The sequence below is a fragment of the Nocardioides sp. genome (assembly GCF_047606145.1).
Taxonomy (GTDB): domain Bacteria; phylum Actinomycetota; class Actinomycetes; order Propionibacteriales; family Nocardioidaceae; genus Nocardioides.
Genome location: NZ_JASGET010000099.1, coordinates 1 through 19,925, shown reverse-complemented (window position 1 = coordinate 19,925; position 19,925 = coordinate 1). Strand labels below are relative to the sequence as shown.

19 protein-coding genes are annotated in these 19,925 nt (G+C 70.1%); 14 read left to right on the top strand and 5 right to left on the bottom strand.

Going from position 1 to position 19,925, the window contains the following annotated elements:
* Positions 1 to 225 precede the first annotated feature (225 nt).
* Positions 226 to 681: an SRPBCC family protein gene (locus QM638_RS12340; RefSeq protein ID WP_415142278.1), complete on the top strand. Its 456-nt coding sequence runs from the start codon at positions 226 to 228 to the stop codon at positions 679 to 681.
* Here QM638_RS12340 and QM638_RS12335 read toward each other — a convergent pair.
* On the bottom strand, positions 650 to 1,342 hold the full coding sequence (locus tag QM638_RS12335) for a heme oxygenase (biliverdin-producing) (RefSeq protein ID WP_415142277.1): 693 nt from the start codon (positions 1,340 to 1,342) through the stop codon (positions 650 to 652). The two genes, QM638_RS12340 and QM638_RS12335, sit on opposite strands and share 32 nt — an antisense overlap.
* 138 nt (positions 1,343 to 1,480) lie before the next feature.
* Here QM638_RS12335 and QM638_RS12330 point away from each other — a divergent pair, with 138 nt between their 5' ends.
* From QM638_RS12330 to QM638_RS12300, 7 genes are all read left to right on the top strand, one after another.
* A complete protein-coding gene (locus tag QM638_RS12330) occupies positions 1,481 to 2,650 on the top strand; it encodes a heme/hemin ABC transporter substrate-binding protein (RefSeq protein ID WP_415142276.1) in 1,170 nt (389 codons plus the stop codon).
* Positions 2,647 to 3,741: a FecCD family ABC transporter permease gene (locus tag QM638_RS12325; protein ID WP_415142275.1), complete on the top strand. Its 1,095-nt coding sequence runs from the start codon at positions 2,647 to 2,649 to the stop codon at positions 3,739 to 3,741. Before QM638_RS12330 ends, QM638_RS12325 begins: the two co-directional genes overlap by 4 nt.
* Positions 3,741 to 4,544: a heme ABC transporter ATP-binding protein gene (locus QM638_RS12320; RefSeq protein WP_415142273.1), complete on the top strand. Its 804-nt coding sequence runs from the start codon at positions 3,741 to 3,743 to the stop codon at positions 4,542 to 4,544. Before QM638_RS12325 ends, QM638_RS12320 begins: the two co-directional genes overlap by 1 nt.
* Positions 4,526 to 5,704 (top strand): hypothetical protein, encoded by a 1,179-nt coding sequence (locus tag QM638_RS12315; RefSeq protein WP_415142272.1) that lies wholly within the window; start codon positions 4,526 to 4,528, stop codon positions 5,702 to 5,704. The genes QM638_RS12320 and QM638_RS12315 overlap by 19 nt, the downstream gene beginning before the upstream one ends.
* Positions 5,694 to 7,172, top strand: coding sequence for a hypothetical protein (locus tag QM638_RS12310; protein ID WP_415142271.1), 1,479 nt, complete (start codon positions 5,694 to 5,696; stop codon positions 7,170 to 7,172). The genes QM638_RS12315 and QM638_RS12310 overlap by 11 nt, the downstream gene beginning before the upstream one ends.
* A 140-nt stretch (positions 7,173 to 7,312) precedes the next feature.
* Complete coding sequence (locus tag QM638_RS12305; protein ID WP_415142270.1) at positions 7,313 to 8,821, top strand: Ig-like domain-containing protein; 1,509 nt, start codon at positions 7,313 to 7,315, stop codon at positions 8,819 to 8,821.
* Positions 8,822 to 8,912: 91 nt separating this feature from the next.
* The gene (locus tag QM638_RS12300; protein ID WP_415142269.1) at positions 8,913 to 9,476 is read left to right on the top strand and encodes a TetR/AcrR family transcriptional regulator; all 564 of its coding nucleotides are present in this window, start codon (positions 8,913 to 8,915) and stop codon (positions 9,474 to 9,476) included.
* A 12-nt stretch (positions 9,477 to 9,488) separates the two neighbouring features.
* Here the strand turns inward: QM638_RS12300 and QM638_RS12295 are convergent, their stop codons facing one another.
* Positions 9,489 to 10,298: a purine-nucleoside phosphorylase gene (locus tag QM638_RS12295; protein ID WP_415142268.1), complete on the bottom strand. Its 810-nt coding sequence runs from the start codon at positions 10,296 to 10,298 to the stop codon at positions 9,489 to 9,491.
* A gap of 193 nt (positions 10,299 to 10,491) precedes the next feature.
* Between QM638_RS12295 and QM638_RS12290 the strand changes: the two genes are divergently transcribed.
* The 4 genes from QM638_RS12290 (at position 10,492) to QM638_RS12275 (ending at position 13,233) form a co-directional block, all read left to right on the top strand.
* Complete coding sequence (locus tag QM638_RS12290; RefSeq protein WP_415142267.1) at positions 10,492 to 10,995, top strand: hypothetical protein; 504 nt, start codon at positions 10,492 to 10,494, stop codon at positions 10,993 to 10,995.
* A gap of 46 nt (positions 10,996 to 11,041) precedes the next feature.
* Entirely contained in the window at positions 11,042 to 11,287 is a 246-nt protein-coding gene (locus QM638_RS12285) for a hypothetical protein (RefSeq protein ID WP_415142266.1), read from the top strand.
* Positions 11,262 to 11,735 (top strand): type II toxin-antitoxin system VapC family toxin, encoded by a 474-nt coding sequence (locus tag QM638_RS12280; RefSeq protein WP_415142265.1) that lies wholly within the window; start codon positions 11,262 to 11,264, stop codon positions 11,733 to 11,735. Before QM638_RS12285 ends, QM638_RS12280 begins: the two co-directional genes overlap by 26 nt.
* 97 nt (positions 11,736 to 11,832) lie before the next feature.
* Positions 11,833 to 13,233: an MFS transporter gene (locus QM638_RS12275; RefSeq protein ID WP_415142264.1), complete on the top strand. Its 1,401-nt coding sequence runs from the start codon at positions 11,833 to 11,835 to the stop codon at positions 13,231 to 13,233.
* A 13-nt stretch (positions 13,234 to 13,246) separates the two neighbouring features.
* Here the strand turns inward: QM638_RS12275 and QM638_RS12270 are convergent, their stop codons facing one another.
* The 3 genes from QM638_RS12270 to QM638_RS12260 all read right to left on the bottom strand — a co-directional run bounded on the left by QM638_RS12270 (position 13,247) and on the right by QM638_RS12260 (position 16,853).
* Complete coding sequence (locus QM638_RS12270) at positions 13,247 to 13,936, bottom strand: DAPG hydrolase family protein (RefSeq protein ID WP_415142263.1); 690 nt, start codon at positions 13,934 to 13,936, stop codon at positions 13,247 to 13,249.
* 19 nt (positions 13,937 to 13,955) lie between these two features.
* A complete protein-coding gene (locus tag QM638_RS12265) occupies positions 13,956 to 15,515 on the bottom strand; it encodes a bifunctional 3-(3-hydroxy-phenyl)propionate/3-hydroxycinnamic acid hydroxylase (protein WP_415142262.1) in 1,560 nt (519 codons plus the stop codon).
* 102 nt (positions 15,516 to 15,617) lie between these two features.
* Entirely contained in the window at positions 15,618 to 16,853 is a 1,236-nt protein-coding gene (locus QM638_RS12260; RefSeq protein WP_415142261.1) for an MFS transporter, read from the bottom strand.
* Between the two features lie 429 nt (positions 16,854 to 17,282).
* Here QM638_RS12260 and QM638_RS12255 point away from each other — a divergent pair, with 429 nt between their 5' ends.
* Positions 17,283 to 18,695, top strand: a complete 1,413-nt coding sequence (locus QM638_RS12255; protein WP_415142260.1) for an ABC transporter substrate-binding protein — start codon at positions 17,283 to 17,285, stop codon at positions 18,693 to 18,695.
* A gap of 70 nt (positions 18,696 to 18,765) precedes the next feature.
* A complete protein-coding gene (locus QM638_RS12250; protein ID WP_415142259.1) occupies positions 18,766 to 19,707 on the top strand; it encodes an ABC transporter permease in 942 nt (313 codons plus the stop codon).
* Positions 19,708 to 19,925: the final 218 nt, after the last annotated feature.

Sequence of the window (19,925 nt, the reverse complement as noted above, 5' to 3'; positions counted from 1 at the left end):
GTGCCGAACTCGAGCGTGCCGGCGAAGCGGTCGGCGAGGTCGGCGGCCGCAGCCGGGTCGGTGGGCGCGGCGGCCAGCACGGCGCTCAGCTCGGCACGGGTCTGCGGGTCGGGATCCTCGGCGATCCAGGCGCGCGCCCGGGCCAGGAGCGGGTCGCCGGTCTCGGTCGCGGTCATGGCGGGCAGGCTACCTCGCGGTGCTTCCCGGACGGGGCATCATGGCCCGATGAGCGCTGCCCGCTACCGGTTCACCGACGACTGGACGGTGCCGGGGTCGCCGGCGGCCGTGCGTGACCTGCTGGTCGACCTCGGCGACTACCCGCGCTGGTGGCCACAGGTGCGGGCGGTCGCCTCGCTCGGATCCGATCGTGCGCGGGTGCGCTGCCGATCGGCGCTGCCCTACACCCTGGACCTGACGCTGCGGGCGGTCTCCCGGGAGCTGCCGAGGCTCGAGGTCGAGGTGAGCGGGGACCTGGCCGGCCGGGTGTCGTGGACGTTGCGGCCGGCCGCGACCGGGACCCGGATGCTCTTCGAGCAGGACGTCATGGTCGACGGCCCGCTCGCGCTGGCCTCGCGAGTGCTGCGGCCGGTGCTGCGCTGGAACCATGCCCGGATGATGGCCGGCTGCCGGGCGGGGCTGGTCCGGCGGCTCAGCGGCGGTAGTCGGCCAGCGAGTCGCTGAGCTCGGCGAAGAGTGCCTGGTTCAGGTTGAACGCCACCTTGACCTCCTCCACGATCCGCAGCTTCTCGGCGCTGCTCAGCGCGAGCGCGTCGAGACGACCCCGGTAGGCATCCTTGTAGAGCTTCGGCTTGGGCACCGCGGGGAAGTCGTAGAAGGCGATCCCGCGACCACCGAGGTCGAAGCTCCGGTCCAGGATCCGGCCGATCGCCTGGCCGCCGGAGAGGTCACCGAGGTAGCGGGTGTAGTGGTGCGCGGCGTACAGGCCGCCCCAGGCGCGGCTCTCCTCCAGCCGGCACTGGTACGACGTGGTGGCGGGGGAGTCCAGCGGCTCGCCGCGGTCGCTCGCGTCCGGGATCCGCGCCTGCCAGAAGGCGAGATCGGCGTCGATCGCCGTCAGTCGCTCCAGCCCGCGGTCGTGCACCGCCGCCACCACCGGGTCGTCGCTCAGCTCGCAGCCGACCTGCTCCAGCGTCGCGTAGACCTCTCGCAGCCGGCGGAGGTAGGCGACGTACCCGGAGGCGTTGACGCCCCCGTCGAGCAGGGCGCTCATGAACGTCGATCCCTCCGCCGCGGTGTGCTCGGCGCGCGAGCCGTCCCGCATCAGGGTGGAGAGCGCCGCGTCGACGGCGGGGGTGTCGAGGTCGGTGGGGCTGAGCGTCATGGTGCTCCAGTCGGTCTGCGAATGGCGGGAACGTCGATGAGGCGATGTTGACACATTGTCAGAATCTGAGCAAGACTTTGGTCAGGGGAACCTAACTTAGGTTAGCCTAAATTAACACTTGCTCCGGAAGGACCCTCGTTGAGCCGCCTTGTTCGCAACCGAGCCACCACCGTGTGCGCTGCCGTCCTGGCGCTCGTGCTGAGCGCCTGCGGCGCCGCCTCGACCTCGTCCGGGGGCGCCGGGGCCGGCTCCGGCGGGGCCGCGGTGAAGCTGGCGAACGCGAAGATCCTCGACGACCCGCGCTCGTACGAGGGCCCGACCCATGCCGGTCTCGCCGGTGCCTCGATCGACCCCATCGCCACGAACCCGGTCCAGCACCTTCCGGTGACGGTGACCGACTCCCAGGGGACCGAGGTGACGGTCAAGGACACCAGCCGGATCCTGGCGCTCGACCTGTACGGGACGCTCTCCCAGACGGTCTTCGACCTCGGCCTGGGCGACGACGTGGTGGGACGCGACCTCTCCACCCAGTTCAAGGAGGCGCGCAAGCTCCCGCTGGTCACCGGCGAGCACAGCCACGAGCTGATCGCGGAGCGGATCACCGAGCTCAACCCGTCGGTGATCATCACCGACACCTCGCTCGGGCCGTGGGACGTCATCTTGCAGATGCGCGACGCGGGCATCCCGGTGGTGGTCGTCTCCTCGCACCGTGGCATCGACAACATCGGCTCCCTCACCGAGCAGGTCGCCGACGCGCTCGGTGTCACGCAGGCAGGCAAGAGGCTCGCCAAGCGCAGCGAGCGACAGGTCGCCGCCACCGAGAAGGAGATCAAGGCGGTGGCCCCCCAGACCGTGCAGAAGAAGCTGCGGATGGTCTTCCTCTACGTCCGAGGTCAGGCCGGGGTCTACTACATGTTCGGCGAGGGCTCCGGCGCCGACAGCCTGATCGACGGCGTGGGCGGGTACGACGTCGCCAAGGAGATCAACTGGAAGGGGATGAAACCCGTCACCGACGAGGGCATCGTCGCCGCCCAACCCGACCTGATCCTGATGATGACCAAGGGGCTGGACTCCGTCGGCGGCGTCGACGGCCTGCTGAAACGCCTTCCGGCGATCGCGGACACGCCTGCGGGACAGAAGAGACGAATCGTCGACATGTCCGATGCCGCGATCCTCGGCTTCGGCCCGCGCACTCCGGAGGTGCTCAACTCGCTGGCCGTCTCGATCTACGCGCCCGAGTCCGCCATCGCGGACGCTCCCGGCGACCCGTTCGTCTCCACCACCGCCGACAGCGGGACCGGCTCGTGAGCACCACCCTCAGCCCGGTCACCCCGGCCACCGGTGCCGAGGCCTTGCCGCGCGCGCGGACCGGGCGCGCGGTGGCGCTGATCGCCGGGCTCGCGATCGCCCTGGTGGTGGTCGTGATCGTCTCCGCCGGCCGCGGTCAGCTCGCCATCCCGCCCGACGAGGTGCTCGGCTCGGTGCTGCACCGGATCGGTCTCGACCTCGGCCCGATGCCTCACCATCCGCAGGGCGACCTCACGCTGTGGGACATCCGGTTCCCCAGACTCACGCTGGCGGTGCTGGTCGGGGCCGCGCTGGCCACCGCCGGCGCGCTGATGCAGGGCGTCTTCGGCAACCCGCTCGCCGAGCCCGGCGTGGTCGGGGTCTCCAGCGGCGCCGCCTTCGCCGCGGCGATCGTGATCGTCACCCAGATCGCCTGGCTGGGCACCTGGACCACGCCGGTGTTCGCCTTCGTCGGCGGCCTGGTCACCACCCTGTCGGTCTACCTGCTCGCCCGTGCGGAGGGTCGGACCGAGGTGGTCACCCTGGTGCTGACCGGGGTGGCGGTCAACGCCGTGTGCAGCGCCGGACTGGCGCTGATGATCTTCCTCGGCGACACCCAGGAGCGCGAGGAGATCATCTTCTGGCAGCTGGGCAGCCTCAACGGGACCCGCTGGGTCTACGTCGGCGTGGTCACCCCGTTCGTGCTGGCGGGGCTGTGCGGGTCGTTGCTGATCGCACGCAAGCTCGACATGCTGGCGCTCGGCGATCGCGCCGCCCGGCATGTCGGGATCGATGTGGAGCGCCTGCGGATGGGAGCCATCCTGCTGGTCGCGCTGCTGACTGCGGCGGCGGTCTCCTTCGCCGGCATCATCGGGTTCCTCGGCCTGGTCGTCCCGCACCTGATCCGGCTCGTCCTCGGGCCGGGTCACCGGGTGCTGATCCCGGCCAGCGCGCTCGGCGGCGCCCTGCTGCTCTCCTGTGCCGACCTGGCGGCACGTACCGCCATGGCCTACGCCGAACTGCCGATCGGGATGCTGACCGCGCTCGTCGGCGGACCGTTCTTCTTCTGGCTCCTGCGTCGCACCCGGAACTCCGCCGGGGGGTGGGCCTGATGCTGCTCCTCGACCAGGTCTGCGTGCGTCTGGGCGAACACCAGGCCCTGACCGAGGTCTCCACCTCGGTGGCGGCGGGCGAGTTGGTCGCGCTGGTCGGGCCGAACGGCGCCGGCAAGACGACCCTGCTCTCGGTGATGTCCGGCGACCTGGCCCCGGACAGCGGGACGGCCCGGCTGGACGGGCAGGACGTGGCGTCGTACAAGGCGCTGGCGCTGGCCCGCCGCCGTGGGGTGCTCCCGCAGGAGAACCGGCTGGCGTTCGGATTCCGCAGCGTGGACGTGGTGCGGATGGGGCGGGCGCCCTGGGCCCGCACCGAGCGGGAGGACGAGGACGAGGAGGTCGTCGCCGCGGCGATGATCGACACCGACGTGCTCGGCCTCGCCGATCGTGCCTACCCCTCCCTGTCCGGAGGCGAGAAGGCTCGTACCTCGTTCGCCCGGGTGCTCGCCCAGCAGACCCCGCTGGTGCTGCTGGACGAGCCCACCGCCGCGCTCGACCTGCGCCATCAGGACCAGGTCCTGGCGCAGGCACGACGACTCACCGCGCAGGGCTGTGCGGTCGTCGCGGTGCTGCACGACCTGAGCGTGGCCGCGGCGTACGCCGACCGGATCTGTCTGATGCAGGGCGGCCGCGTGGTCGCCGACGGTCCGCCCGTCGAGGTCCTCCTCGAGGACCGGCTCGGCGAGGTCTATCAGCACCCGGTCGACGTGATCGAGCACCACGGCCGTCTGCTGGTGGTGCCTCGCCGGCTCAGTCTTGCCCCACCCACCGAGGAGATGCCGTGGCCTGCCGCACGTTGAGCACGAAGATCCCTCGGATCGTCGTCGCACTGATGGTGCTCGTCGGCGCCTGTGCGACGGTGGTGCTGGGCGCCAGCTCGCCGGCGGCGGCCGCGGCCCGGGTGAGCGTCGCCAACCAGAACGGCGAGGCCGTCGCCGATCCGGACTACGCCACCACCCTCACGCTGCACGGCAGCGGCTTCCAGTCGATCAAGGGCGGCTACGGCGGCATCTACGTCCTGTTCGGCACCGTCCATTCGGGCTGGCGGCCGAGCAAGGGCGGCCAGACCGGCCGGGACTACTTCTACGTGCCGGACACCGAGGCCAAGAACAACCACGGGTTCGAGAAGTTCGTCACCTTCCCGGGCAGTGACACCGCGGCCGCCGCCAACGGCGGCACCCTCCACGCCAACGGCACCTGGTCCACCACGCTGGTCGTCCCCGGGGCCACCTTCCAGGCGGTCGACCGCAACGGCAAGGCCACGACCATCAACTGCCTCAAGGTGACCTGCGGGATCATCACGATCGGCGCGCACGGTCTCGCCAATGCGCACAACGAGAGCTTCACCCCGGTGCGATTCGCCAGCCTGTCGAGCTCGGACGACGAGGCCACCTCGACCTCCTCGGCCCAGCCCGAGGCCACCACCAGCGCCGACGCCGGGGACGAGACCGAGACCGGCTCCGGCACGGCGAGCCAGACCACGGACCCCGGTGCGGGCACGACGACCACCGCGACGAAGCCCCGGGCCAAGGTCGACCGGTCCACCGCGGTGCTCGGCCGGGTCATGTCGTTCTCCGGGGTCGGGTTCACGCCGGGGGAGCAGGTGGTGGCGAGCTTCGACGACGGCCTGGCCGCGGTGGGCCCGCTGACCGCCGGCCCCGACGGAGAGATCGCGGGTGTCCTGCAGCTTCCGGCCGACCTGGAGGCGGGCACCCACACGCTCAAGCTCACCGGTGCGGCCTCGGGGGCCAGACCGCACGTCAACTTCGCGGTGACCGCGCCGACGGACGAGGCGGTCACCGCCACCGCCGGCACGAGCGAGCAGCGACATTGGCCGGCGTACGCCTTCGCTGCCGGCGGGGTGGCCGTGCTGGTGGCGGCGCTCCTCTTCGCCCTCGTCGCCGCACGCCGCCGGCGTCGGCGACACGCCGTGATGAAGGGAGTGACCCATGCCGCGTGAGCTTCGAAGCGCCCTGCTGGCGCTGCTGACGGCGACGATGGTGATCCTCTGCGCCGCCGTCGGGTTCGGCGTCAGCGCTCAGGCCGAGGACGGTGGCGAGACGTCGTCGTGCGCGTCCACCACGGACGCCGCGTCGGAGCAGACCGGCTCGGCGACCGACGACTGCGCCAGCGGCTCGAGTACGACGAGCACGACCACCGCCGGGACCACCACGAGCACCGCCTCGACGTCGGCCAGCGCGACGTCGAGCGACGTCCCGGACTCCGCGTTCGAGGTCAGCAACGCCTCGCTGCGCTGGGGGATCAACAACGAGTCCAACAACAAGGCGTTCGCGCCGGGGACCTACAACTTCCTCTCCGCCGGCAAGATCGGCAACCCCGGATCCGGCGGTCAGACCCTGACCGATGCCAGCAAGGGCGGCACCTGGAGCAACGGCACGTCGGCGGGCTGGAAGCAGAAGGCGGGCAACGTCAGCCTGGAGAAGTACATCACCGGCAGCGGCTATGAGAAGGCCACCTGGGCGGGCCTGAAGACCGACTCGGACGGCACGGCCATCTCCTCGGCGACGTCGGGGCAGTTCAGCAACCACCAGGTGGTGCTGGTCGGCGGCACCGGACAGGTCGACCCGGACAACGGGACCGCCTCGATCCGGTGGAAGGGCTCCTTCACGGTCGTCTACTACTCCGGGTACGTCTTCTTCTATGTCACCAACCCGCGGCTGACGGTCAAGAACGGGAAGGCGACGCTCACCGCCACGCTGGGCGGATACGGCTCCTCGATGGATGACATGACCACGTGGAAGAAGCTCGACGACACGGTGGTCACCCTGGCGAACCTGGGCAAGGTCGACCTCGGCGCCGACCTCGGCTTCACCAAGACCCCCGCCTACCGCAAGGTCAAGATCACGGTGGCCAAGGGATACACCGCCCAGGTGCGTTCGGGAGACGACTGGGGCTCGTTCCCACAGAGCTTCGTCGACTTCCAGCAGGTGGCGGGGTCGAGCTCCTACTGGTACTCCAGCGGCGGCTCGACCGACGCCAACAAGCCCGCGCTGCCGCTGAGCGTGAGCTATCGCGCCGGGAACCCGGTCAGCGAGCCGACGCCCACCTCGACCATCACCTCCGACCCGGTCGACAACCCGGTGAACTCGGCCTCGTCGACGCCCACCGCCACTGCCCCGATCCCCACCACCGGCTCGGCGCCGACCACCTCGTCGACCCAGAGCGAGGAGTCGGACGCCGAGACGGCGGTGAGCCAGACGCCGAGCTCGCTCGTCGGCGCCGGCACGTCCGTCCAGGCGGGCGGTCCGCAGACGACCGTCTTCCCGAACGCCGTCCCCGCCTCCGCCGAGGCCGACGACCAGCCGCTGTGGGCCTGGTGGGTCGGTGCGATCGCACTCGGCTCGGCACTCGCCGTCGTCGTACGCACCCTGCTCACCGGCTGGCTGAGCGGTCGCAGAGGGGGCTGACACCTGACCACCGGCCGCGACGGCGGCCACCAGAACGTCTCGGCCGCGCCGGCCGGTAGCCGGCACACCCCGCGAGCCCGGCTCGCCGGGATCCCATCCATGCCCAGAAAGCCCAGCTAAGCACAGGAAGGCTTCATCCGATGTCCCTGAAACCACGAGCCCGGCGGGGTCTCGCCGGCGCGCTGACCGCCGCTCTGGTCGGTCCCGGCCTGGTCGCACTCGCCGCGGCACCGGCCCACGCGGAGTCCGTCGAGATCACCGACGCGCAGTTCCGCTGGGGTCTCAACGACGAGTCGAACAACGCCGCCTACTACCCCGGCTCCTACAACTTCTTCTCCGCCGGCAAGATCGGCAATCCCGGTGCGGGCGGGAAGATGCTGAACAGCAGCGACGAGGGCGCCACCTGGAACAACGGCGCCACGGCCGGCTGGAGTGCCACCGACGGCAACGTGACCATCGAGAAGGAGCAGTCCGACGGCAGCTACGCCACCGCCACCTGGGCCGGTCTGAAGACCGACCCGGACGGCAACACCGTCACCGTGGCGGGCAGTACCTTCACCGACCACCAGGTGGTGATCGGCGCCGGCACCGGCACCCTCGACCCGGAGTCGGACGACGCGGACATCACCTGGGACGGCGACTTCACCGCGCTCTACTACTCCGGGATGACCTACTTCACCGTCAGCGACCCACACCTGGTGGTCGAGGACGGTCAGGGCGAGATCACCGCCACGCTCGGTGGCTACGCGACGTCCATGGACGACATGACGCAGTGGGACGCGCTGCCCGACACCGAGGTCACCCTCGCCTCGCTCAGCGACGTGGACGTCACCGAGGACGGCATCGAGGTGACGCCCGACTACGTGGGGGTGGCGTACGACGCTCCGGACGGTGCGACCGAGCAGACCGCGCAGACCGACGACAACGCCTCCTACTGGGGGTCGTTCCCGCAGAGCTTCGTCGACTTCCAGCAGCTGACCGGCAGCTCGTCGTACTGGTACTCCAGCGGTGGATCGGCCGACACACGCAAGCCGACCCTCCCGCTCGAGGTGCTGACCGAGCCGGTGCCTGCCAAGCAGAGCTCACAGGTGGGCGTGACGCTGAAGGCGGCGGCGTACGGCAAGGCCAGCACCGTCACCGCGACGGTCACCCCGACGGCCACCGGAAAGATCACCCTCAAGGACGGTAGCAAGAGCCTCGGCTCGAAGACGCTGAGCGGCGGCAAGGCCACCTTCACCCTGGCCAAGACCCTCAAGCCCGGGACGCACACGTTGACGGCGAGCTACGCCGGGAACGACACCGTGGCGGCCTCCTCGGCCACCAAGAAGCTGACCGTCGCCAAGGCCGCCAGCACCACCAAGGTGTCGTGGAAGAAGAAGCCGAAGGCCGGCAAGGCGGCCAGCCTCAAGGTGAGCGTCACCGGGCCGGCGGCGGTCGCCAAGCCGACCGGGACGGTCACGGCGAAGGTGACCCGTGGAGCGAAGTCGGTCTCGGTGAAGGGCACGCTGAAGTCCGGCACGGTGAGGCTGGCGCTGAGCAAGGCCAAGTCCAAGAAGCTCGGCAAGGGCAGCTGGAAGGCCACCGTGAAGTACGCCGGATCGGCGTACTTCAAGGCCTCGACCAAGAAGCTGACCACGAAGGTCAAGTGAACCGTCGATGAGCGAGTCCCTCGGGAAGCGACCCGCCGGGTGCCAGGCCGCCGAGCCTGGCGCCCGGCGGGGCTCCTCTATGCTCTCGCAGGTGCCCAAGATCGCTGCTGCCTCCGTGGCGGAGCATCGTGCCGCGGTACGACGCCGGATCTTCGAGGCCTTCGCCGAGCTGATGGCGAGCTCCAGCTACGACGCCATCACGATGGCGCAGCTCGCCGAGCGCTCCGGGCTGGGGCGTACCGCGATCTATCACCACTTCCACGACAAGGACGCGGTGGTGGTCGCCTTCGCCACCGAGGAGACCTCGCGCTACCTCGAGGCGCTGCGCGGGCTGCTCGCCTCGACCAGCGACCCGGCCGAGCGGCTGCGGATCTATCTGCGCAACCACCTCGACTCCGGCGAGCGCTTCCACATGGGACTCGGGCCGCAGCTCTACGGGATCCTGCCGAACGAGTCCAAGCGGGCGATCCACGAGCACGTCGTCGCGGTGGAGGAGGTCCTGCGCGACATCCTGCAGGCGGGCGTCGACCGGGGCCAGTTCGTGATCGACGACCTCGACGCGACGACCTCGCTCATCCACGCCTGCCTGGGATCGGCGAGGCTGCCGGCGGCCAGCGTGGAGCGGTTCATCCTGCGGGCGGTCGGCCTGCGGTAGCCACGGCGGGGTTCAGATCGCCGGGATGAGCTGGGAGAGCAGCCCACCCATCCGGGTCGCGGCGGCGCGGCCGGCGGCCAGGACCTCCTCGTGGTTGAGCGGCTCGCCGCTGATCCCGGCCGCCAGGTTGGTGACCAGGCTGATGCCCAGCACCTCCATGCCCGCCTCACGGGCGGCGATCGCCTCCAGGCTGGTGCTCATCCCGACCAGCGAGCCGCCCATGATCCCGGCCATCCGCACCTCGGCCGGGGTCTCGTAGTGCGGGCCGGTGAACTGGACGTAGACGCCCTCGTCCAGGCTCGGGTCGACCTGCTTGGCCAGGCCGCGCAGCCGGGTGCTGTACAGATCGGTGAGGTCGACGAAGTTGGCGCCGACCAGCGGTGACTGGCCGGTCAGGTTGATGTGGTCGCTGATCAGCACCGGGGTGCCCGGCGACCAGGCGGTGTTCAGCCCGCCGCAGCCGTTGGTCAGCACGATGGCGCGACAGCCCGCCGCCGCCGCGGTGCGCACCGGGTGCACCACCGCCGCGACGCCCTTGCCCTCGTAGTAGTGGGTGCGGGACCCGAAGACCAGCAGCCGCTTGTCGCCGGCGCGCACGCTGCGGATCATGCCGCGGTGCCCGGTGACGGCCGCCGCGCCGAATCCGGGCAGCTGGCTGGTGTCGATCTCGGCCGTCGCCTCGCCCAGCGCGTCCACGGCCGGCAGCCATCCCGAGCCGAGCACCAGCGCCACATCGTGGCGCTCGACGCCGGTGAGATCGGCGAGCTCCGTGGCGGCGTTCTTGGCGAGGTCGTACGGCGAGATAGGCGTCGGCTCAGTCACCCGCCGGAGCCTATCGGGCACGTCTCCATCTCCCGGACACGCCCGACCAACACGCCGGCAACGACGCGCCAACGCCGTCGGAGCCTGTGCACAACGTGGCGCTCTCGGCGGTCTGTGGAGGGAACGGGGACGTTTGACGGCCCCCTGTGGAGGAGCGATTGCCGACCGCCGAGGATCGCCGGACGGTGGGGGCATGAACATGCTTCCCGACGACACAGGCCATGCCGATCGCTCCGACGACGCCGATCCCTCTCCGGACCGCGACGTGCCCGATCGGATTCCGTTCACCCCGCTGATCAGCAGTCAGGCCGACCTGGAGGAGGCGTGGCGCCGGCTGATGCGACCGCTGGGCTGGTCCCGCCGGGCGCTCTGGTTCCTGTGCCTCGGCGACGACGACCGGCCACTGCCGGTGATCCATGAGGTCTCCGACCTGCCGGAGCCGTTCGAGCCGGACGATGCCGCCAAGGCGGCCGAGCTGTGGCGGGTGATGCTCGACGAGTTCGCCCCCGACGGGAGCCTCGCGGTGCTCCTGGTCAGGCCGGGGACCGGCTCCCCGGATCCGCTCGATGCGCGGATCGCCGCCGCCCTCTACGCCGCCTGCCGGCGGGCTCGGGTGCCCACCCAGGTGATCCATCTCGCCCACGATCACGCGATCCTGCCGATTCCGTACGACGTGGTCGGACAGGTCAGCGCATGACGGAACCGCCGCGTCGGGTAGGGCATGCTCCTGCTACAGTATGCTCATGAAGACGGAGCGTCTTCAGGTGCTCATCGAGGCCGGCCAGCGTGAGCGTCTGGAGCAACTGGCCGGTGCGAAGGGCCGTTCGGTGGCGGCGCTCGTCCGGGACGCGATCGACCTGGCCTATCCGGCGGTCGACGGGAGCCGCAGGCGGTCGGCCGCGCTCATCTTGTCGGCGGAGCCGATGGACGTGCCCGATGAGAAGACGCTCCGCACGGAGCTCGATGAGATCAGGGCGCGGCACGCGTGAGTCCGGCATGATCCTGGTGGACACCTCGGTCCTGGTCCACGCCGTGGGAGCGGAGCATCCGCTGCGGGAGCCCGGTCGAGCGCTCATCGAGGCGGTCGGTGCCGGCACGGTCGCCGCCACCACGACCGTCGAGGTGCTTCAGGAATTCGCTCACGTCCGCGCACAGCGCCGTACCCGCGCGGACGCCGCGAGGCTGACGCGCGCCTACGCCGCGCTCTTCGACCCGCTGCTGCGTGTCGATGCCGAGGACCTCGACATCGGCCTGCGCCTGTTCACCGAGCACGCCCGGCTCGGCTGCCTCGACGCCGTGCTCGCTGCCGCGAGCATGCGACGTCAGCACATCACGGGCATCGCCTCGGCCGATTCGGCGTTCGGTGCGGTGGCCGAGGTGACCTGGCACGATCTCGGCGATCCGGACCTCGGCTCGATCCTGGGGCTCTCGGTCTAGGCGTCCCAGGCGTCCCAGGCGGTCCGGATGACGCCGACGGCTCCTGCCCTCCGGGGTCCCGCACCATCGGCAACGGTCTCCTGACAGGCTTGGCCGCATGCCCGACGCGAGCGCTCTCAACCGGCCGCTCGCGCTCCTGGTGGCGGCGACGTTCTTCATGGAGAACCTCGACGGCACCATCATCTCCACCGCCGCCCCGGCGATGGCGCACGACCTCGGCACCCGGCCGGTCGCCATCAACGCCGCCATGACCAGCTATCTGGTCACCCTCGCCATCGGCATCCCGATCTCGGGGTGGCTCACCGACAGGTTCGGCGCACGCCGGGTGTTCAGCCTCGCGATCGTGGTCTTCACCGTCGCCTCGGCGCTCTGCGCGCTCAGCCCCGATCTGGTGGTGCTGTGTGCGATGCGGGTGGTGCAGGGCGCCGGCGGCGCGATGATGGTGCCGGTCGGCCGACTGATCGTGCTGCGCAGCACCCAGAAGAGGGACCTGCTCGCGGCGACCGCCTACCTGACCTGGCCGGCCCTGGTGGCCCCGGTGATCGCGCCGCTGCTCGGTGGCTGGCTGACCAGCGTCGCGTCCTGGCACTGGATCTTCTGGCTCAACGTGCCGCTGGGCGTGGCCGCGCTCGTGGCCGCCCTCCGGTTGGTGGTCGACCCGCCGCGGGCGGGTACGCCGGCCCCGGACCTGGTCGGCTTCCTCACCGCCGGGGGTGCCGCCGCGGCGCTGCTGATCGGGCTGGAGTCGTTCGAGGGCACGGGTCCGGTGCCGTGGTCACGGGTGGCGGTGCTGCTCGCGATGGCGGTGCTGCTCGGCGGCTGGTGCCTGCACGGCCTGCGACACCGCAGACATCCGCTCCTCGACCTCGGCGGCTATGCGGTCGCCACCTTCCGGGTGGCCAACGCCGGCGGAGCGCTCTACCGGCTGCTCATCTTCTCCGCACCCTTCCTGCTGCCCTTGATGTTCCAGGTCGGCTACGGCTGGAGCGCGACCAGGTCCGGGGCGCTGGTGATGACGCTGTTCCTCGGCAACGTGGCGATCAAGCCGGTCACCACGCCGCTGATCAGGTGGCTCGGGTTCCGCTCGGTGATCTGGTGGTCCTGCGTGGGCGGCGCGGCGTGCTTCCTGGGATGCGCGCTGATCGGACCGGCGACGCCGTTGCCGCTCATCGTGGCGCTGCTGGTGCTCAGCGGCGTGTTCCGCTCGGTCGGCTTCACCGGCTACAACTCCGTCCAGTTCGCGGACATCCCCGCGGCCGGCATGGGTGCCGCGAACACCCTCTCGGCGACCGTGCAGCAGTTGGCGGCCGGCCTCGGCGTCGCCGTGGGCGCGCTGGTCCTGCGCGCGAGCGAGGCCGTGACCGGCAGCGACGGTGAGCACCTCGGCGAGTGGCGGTTGACCTTCGTCGTACTGGCGGCGTTGATGCTGATCCCGGCCGTCGAGGTGCTGCGCGGCCTACGTCATGACGCCGGCGACGAGGTCGCCGCCGGGCGGTGAGCCCGGGTCAGCATCACCAGGGGGTCACCACGCTGGGATGGTCCGGATGGGCGCCGGCGAAGAGCCCCGGCAGGAAGCGGGAGAGGAAAGTGAACTCGTTGTAGCAGTGCTGCAGCAGGTTGAAGCCGAGCACCTCGGGGGTCTGCTCGGTCACCTCCTCGGCGCTGGCGCCGCCGGCGGCGAGGTCGACGCCGAAGTAGAAGTGGCTGCGCATCGCCAGCCCCCACTCGGTGTCCCGGCCCAGATGCAGCAGTCGGCCACCCTGGATCCTGCCGTCGGCGTCGCGCGGGGCGTCGAAGCCGATCCCGGTGCGGCCGACCACCGTCGCGGTGATCGCTCCGGTCTTGGTGGCCTGTTGGTAGAGGGAGTCGTCGAAGAACTCGCTCGGGTCGCGGAACTGGATCAGCAGGTCCGCCGTCGGCAGGTCGGTGAGCCTCTCCTGCACCACGTGGATCGAGCCGACGTGGGTGTCCGCGCGCAGGTCGCCGGTCCACTCACTGGAGACGTGATCGATCGGGTGCCACCAGCGGTATCGCTCGGTGTCCGGCCGGGAGCGGAACCACCACTCGAACATCTCGCCGCGGCAGTGGTGCATGTCGGTGCGACAGGCGACGTGGAGGACGCCGTCGTCTCCTCGCTCGACCCCGGTCTCGAGTGCGAGCGGGAAGGGGTCGAGCAGCTGGTCTACGTCGCTGAGTTTCACGTGAGGTCCTATCCGGTCGTCATGGGGTGCGGAGGTCGGTGAGGAACGCCTCGGCGGCTCCGGTCGGATCACCGGGGCCTGCCGCATAGAGGTGGAAGTCGGGTCGGACGAGGACCCAGTCGGAGCCGAGGTCGTCGAGCCAGACGTCATAGCTGCCGTCCACGTCCTTGACCACGCTCGTCCCCGGGACCTCGGGGCCGCCGAGCGCGACCACCGAGACGGAGAGCTCGCCCAGCCCGGCGATGGTCTCCTCGGTCAGCCGACCGAGCAGGTCGCTGGTCCGGACGATGAGCGCTCCGGGGCCGTCGAAGGCGTCGTCGAAGTGGACCGGCGGGCCACCGCCGAGGCTGACCAGACCCTGCCGAGCCAGCTGCCCGCCGTACGGTCCGCGATGCAGGCCGGCGCCGAGGCCGGGCCGGGGCGGCGCGGGTGGGCGGGAGTCGCTGGCGGCGAGCATCCGCGCGTCGCGGGCGGCGGCCTCGTCGGGATCGGTCAGACAGATGACCTGGCCGAGTCCGACCGAGAAGTCGATGAACGCGCCGGCGTGGTGCCGGCGCTCGGGGCCATAGCTGTCCAGGAGCTTCTCGGCGGCCAGGCCGCGCAGCACCGCGTCGAGCTTCCACGACAGGTTCATCGCGTCGCGTACGCCGGCACCCAGACCCTGTCCCGCGAACGGGGGCATCAGATGGGCGGCGTCGCCGGCCAACAGCACTCGTCCGGATCGCCACTGCTCGGCCAGTGCGGCGCGGAAGGTGTAGACGCTGTGCCGTTCGAGCTCGGCGTTGTCGGGGGAGAGGCCGAACGGCTCCAGCAGCCGCCAGGCGGTCTCGCTGGAGTCCAGATGCTCGCGGGTCTCGGTGGGCAGCCGCATGAACTCCCAGCGTCGCCGCCCGGGTCCGCCGGGCACCATCGTCGCCGGCCGCCGATAGTCGCAGTTCTGCGAGGCGACGTGCGGAAAGGCGAGCTCCGGCTCGGGCACCACGTCGACCACCAGCCAGTCATAGGAGAAGCCGCGGTCGACCCAGTCGATGCCGCACCAGCGGCGTACGACGCTGTTGGCGCCGTCGGCGCCGATCAACCAGGAGGCCTCGAGGGTGGACTCGCCCCCGCCGTCGCGCAGCCCGAGTCGTACGCCGCCCGGCGACTGGGTCAGCGAGACGGCCTCGGTGCCGCGACGCACCTCGACCGTCGGCAGCGCGCCGACCAGCTCGTCGAGCCGGTCCTCGAGTGCGGGCTGGTGGAAGAAGTAGGTGTTGAACCAGCCCGACTCGCCCCGACCGCTCCAGTCCACCTCGACCAGGGTCTGGCCGGCGCCGTTGCGCCAGACGTACATGTCGTCGTACGGCTCGGTGATCTCGGGAATCGTGTCCGGCGCGAGCCCGACCGACTGCAGGATGCGGGCGAAGTCGGAGCAGTGCGTCACGGCGCGAGGGAGCGGGTAGCCGATCTTGTTGCGGTCGACGACGACCACCCGGTGGCCCCGTCGGCCGAGCATGATCGCGAGCAGCTTGCCGACCGGCCCGTAGCCGACGATCGCGATGTCGGCACGCGCACGATCCTCGGCGGCGGCGATGTCCATACCGCAACGCTGCGTTGCGAATGTGTCCACTGTCACGTTGCTGTCCCGTGCCGTGGGACGAAGGCGTTCGCCGGGGACATGGACGGCGCGGTCCGAGGTCGGCTAGTCGTTGTGGGCACGTCGAGTGATCGCGCCGAGGCCCGCCAGCCCGACACAGCCGGCGACGACGGCGTACGACGTGCTGGCGCCGAGATGCGCCGCGCCGAAGCCGAAGGCGAGTCCGGTCAGCGGCATCGCCCCCGGCATCGCCATCGACCAGACTCCCATCACCCGGCTTCGCAGTGCCGGTGCCGGCGTCAACAGGACGTGGGTGTTCGCGGCCGCGATCAACCAGATCGAGGTGAGGCCGACCAGCCCCATCGAGATGGCCAGTCCTGCGACGCTCGAGGAGCGGGCGCAGACGGCGACGGCGCCCGCGGTGGCCAGCGCGATGACCCCGATCGAGCGCAGCGAGGGCGCCACGTGACGCAGGGAGCTGAGGTACGCGCCGGGCAGGGCGCCGACTCCGAAGCAGGCGAGCGTCAGCCCGTACGCCCCGGCGGCTCCGTCGATCCTCTCGATCAGCAGCGGGACGACCACGCTGACATTGATCACCGCGCAGGAGAGCACCGCCACCAGGAGGCACATCCGGATGCTCGGGTGGCTGCCCGAGTAGCGGATCCCCTCGCGCAGCCGGCCGCGATGGTCGTCTCGGGCGTGGTGGGTCGGCGGGATCCGATGGGTCCGGCGCCATCGCGGCGAGGTCAGGAGTGCCAGCGCGGGCAGCGTGGTCAGGGCGTTGAACAGGAAGCAGGTTCCGGCGTTGGTCAGCGTCAACAGCGCCCCCGCGGCGGCCGGTCCGAGCACCCGAGCGGAGTTGATCATGATCTCGTTCAACCCGACGGCGCTGGCGAGCATGCGCGGGCCCACCAGGTCCAGCACCAGGACCTGACGGCTGGGGGAATCGAAGGCCGTCCCGAGGCCGAGCACCAGAGAACCGACGGCGAGCAGCGGGACCGAGATCAGGTGGGTGAGGGTGAGAACGCCGATGCAGACTGAGACGGCACCCTGCAGCGTGGTCGTCAGCACCAGGATGCGGCGAGGCGACAGCGTGTCCACCAGCATCCCGGCCGGCGCGCCCAGGAGGAGCGTGGGCACGAAGACGAGCCCGGACACGATGCCGAGTGCGACGCCTCCGCCGCCGAGCTGGAGGACCAGCCAGGACTGTCCGACCCCCTGGGCCATGGTGCCGGCGCCGGACAGGGTCTGGGTGAGGAACCAGCGCCGGAAGTCGATGCTGCCCAGAGCCTGGAACCCGGTCGCGAGACGACGGCTGCGGGGACCGGGCTGCGATGCCATCTCGGACGTGCGGTGTTCGGGCAAGCCACGCCTCTCCATGTCGGGCGCGACCGTGGGCTGCGCGGTGAGGGCCAAGGTCCGGGTCCGCCGCACCGTCGACTCAGGAGCGGCGCGACCGAGCCCGAGAGGTTCTGACGACCACGATATGACCGTACAGGGTTGACTTCTGCATGGCAAACGCGTAACTATTCCATCAGCAACCGAAACTTATGACGGCTGTCACATATTTGCCAGAGGCTGGGACTCGGACTGGTGCCCGTCACGGAACAAGCAGGAAGAGGAGTTCAGATGGCTGGGATGTCTCGATCGAGGTGGGCGCGAAGCGCCGGGGCCTCGGCTGCCTTGCTCGCGGTCGCGGGCCTCGTCACCGCATGTGGCAGCAGCGGTGGCGGCAGTGCCTCCGGTTCGTCCGACACGCTCAACATCGCGATGACCGAGAGCGGGTTCAACGACTACAACCCGTGGGGCTCGGGCAACGGGATCAACGGGACGCTGTGGAGCAACGAGGCGCTCTACGACTCCCTGACCCGGCTCGACGCGGACGGGAACGTCGAGCCGGCGGTCGCAACGAGCTGGAAGCAGAGCGCGGACGGCAAGACCACCACGCTCAAGCTCAGGTCGGGCATCTCCTTCGACGACGGGACCGCGCTCGACGCCACCGCCGTGAAGAAGAATCTCGACTACGGCATCGCGCACCCCGAGGGCGCCGAGTGCAACGCCTACCTGGCCGGCGCCACCACCAAGGTGAACTCGGCGACCTCGATCACCATCACCACGCCCGAGCCGGTCCCGGGGCTGCTGCAGGACTTCGCCCAGTGCGCCGGGTTCATGGTCAATCCGAAGTCGCTCGGCAGCAAGAGCCTGACGACCTCCTCGGACGGAAGCGGCCCCTACACCATCGACAAGTCGCAGACGGTCTCGGGCACGAAGTGGACCTACGTCAAGCGCGACGACTACTGGGACAGCAAGGCCTTTCCGTACCAGAAGATCGTCTTCACCGTCTTCAACGACAGCACCGCCGCCGACAACGCGGCCAAGTCCGGTCAGGTCGATCTGATCCAGCGGGTGGACGCCAAGGACGACTCCTCCGGGTTCACCCTCGGCAGCAGCGATCCGGACACCTACGTCGGCCTGTACATCTCCGATGCGGACGGGAAGATCGTGCCGGCGCTCGGTAACACCAAGGTGCGGCAGGCGATGAACTACGCGATCGACCGCGATGCGATCAAGAAGGCGTTCTACGGTGACTTCGCCGACGTGATCGGGTCGACGCCGTTCTCCAAGTCCTACACCGGCTACAGCTCGTCGCTCGACGACTACTACACCTACGACGTCGACAAGGCGAAGCAGTTGCTCAAGCAGGCCGGGTACGCCGACGGGTTCACCGTCAAGGTGCTCGTCGACCCCACCCACCAGAAGCTCGTCCAGGCCATCGCCGGCTATCTCGAGGCCGTCGGGATCAAGCTCGACCTCAGCGTGCACTCGACCGACTTCATCACCCAGATGCTCAGCGGCAAGTGGGCGATGGTCTCCGGCAACTACACCCTCAACCCGGCGCAGTACCAGACGCTGACCGGCATCCTCGGCCCGAACGGCTTCTGGAACCCGCAGCACGTCAAGAACCCGAAGTTCACCTCGCTGCTGAACAAGATCGTGAAGACCACCGACGAGAGCCAGCTGACCAAGCTGTACGGTCAGCTGGCCACGACCGCGGCGTCCGAGGCCTGGACCATCAACCCGATGCTCGCCTACAGCCCGGTGGCCTACGACTCCGACAAGCTCAGCGTCGGACTCACCAGCGGTGTCCCGGTCCCGATGATCTACAACATCACACCGAAGTGACACGCGCGATCGGCCGGTAGGAGACAGACAGGATGAACGACGTGGAGCTCTCGGAGACGAGGTTCGAGCCATGTGGAGAGTAGTGGGACGGCGCCTTCTCATCGCGGTGCCGACGATGCTGGTGGTGTGCACCTTCACCTTCATGCTGCTCCAGCTCGTCCCCGGGAGCCCCGCCGACTTCATCCTGGGGGGCAAGGCGACGAGCGAGCAGGTCGAGGCGATCAATCGATCTCTCGGGCTCGATCGGCCGGTGCTGACCCAGTTCTTCTCCTGGATGGGCAACCTGCTCACCGGGAACCTGGGCACGTCGTACACCTCCGGAACACCGGTCACCCAGGCGCTCGCCGTGGCGCTGCAACCGACCGTGTCGCTGGCCATCGGATCCACGATCGTCTCGATCGTGATCGGGCTCGGGCTCGGGATGTTCGCCGCGGTACGCGGTGGGAAGGTCGATGGCGCGATCCAGACCGTCAGCAGCCTGCTGATGGCGGTGCCGAACTTCTGGCTCGCGGCGATCCTGGTGGTCGTCTTCGCGCTCAAGATCGAGCTGTTCCCGGCGACCGGGTACACCGACTTCGGTGACTCGCCCGGGGCATGGATCGCCGGCCTGGTCCTTCCCGTGGTCGCGATCGCCGCCGCGGCACTGGCCCAGCTCACCCTGCAGGCGCGATCGAGCGTGCTCGACGTGCTCAGCAAGGACTTCATCCGGACCCTGCAGGCCGCCGGCGTGCCGCGTCGGCGGATCCTGTTCAAGCACGTGTTGCGCAACTCCGCGATACCCGTGACGACGGTCGCGGGTCTCAACTTCGTGTTCACCCTCTCCGGGGTCGTGGTCGTCGAGACGATCTTCAACATGCCGGGGATGGGCACCCTGATGCTCAACGCGGTGACCCGACACGACCTGCCGGTGCTGCAGGGTGCGGTCATCTACTTCAGCCTGATCGTGGTGGTGATCAACCTGGCGACCGATCTGCTCACCGCCTGGCTCGACCCGAGGGTGCATGTCGCATGAGTGAGCGTCAGCGAGCGACCATCGGCCTCAGGCGGCCGCGTCCGTACCCTTGCCCCTCCTGGACGGGGGCGGCGGCAGTCAGCGAGCGTCAGCGAGCGACCATCGGCCTCAGGCCGCCGCGTCCGTACCCTTGCCCCTCCTCGACGGGGGCGGCGGCAGTCAGCGAGCGTCAGCGAGCGACCATCGGCCTCAGGCCGCCGCGTCCGTACCCTTGCCCC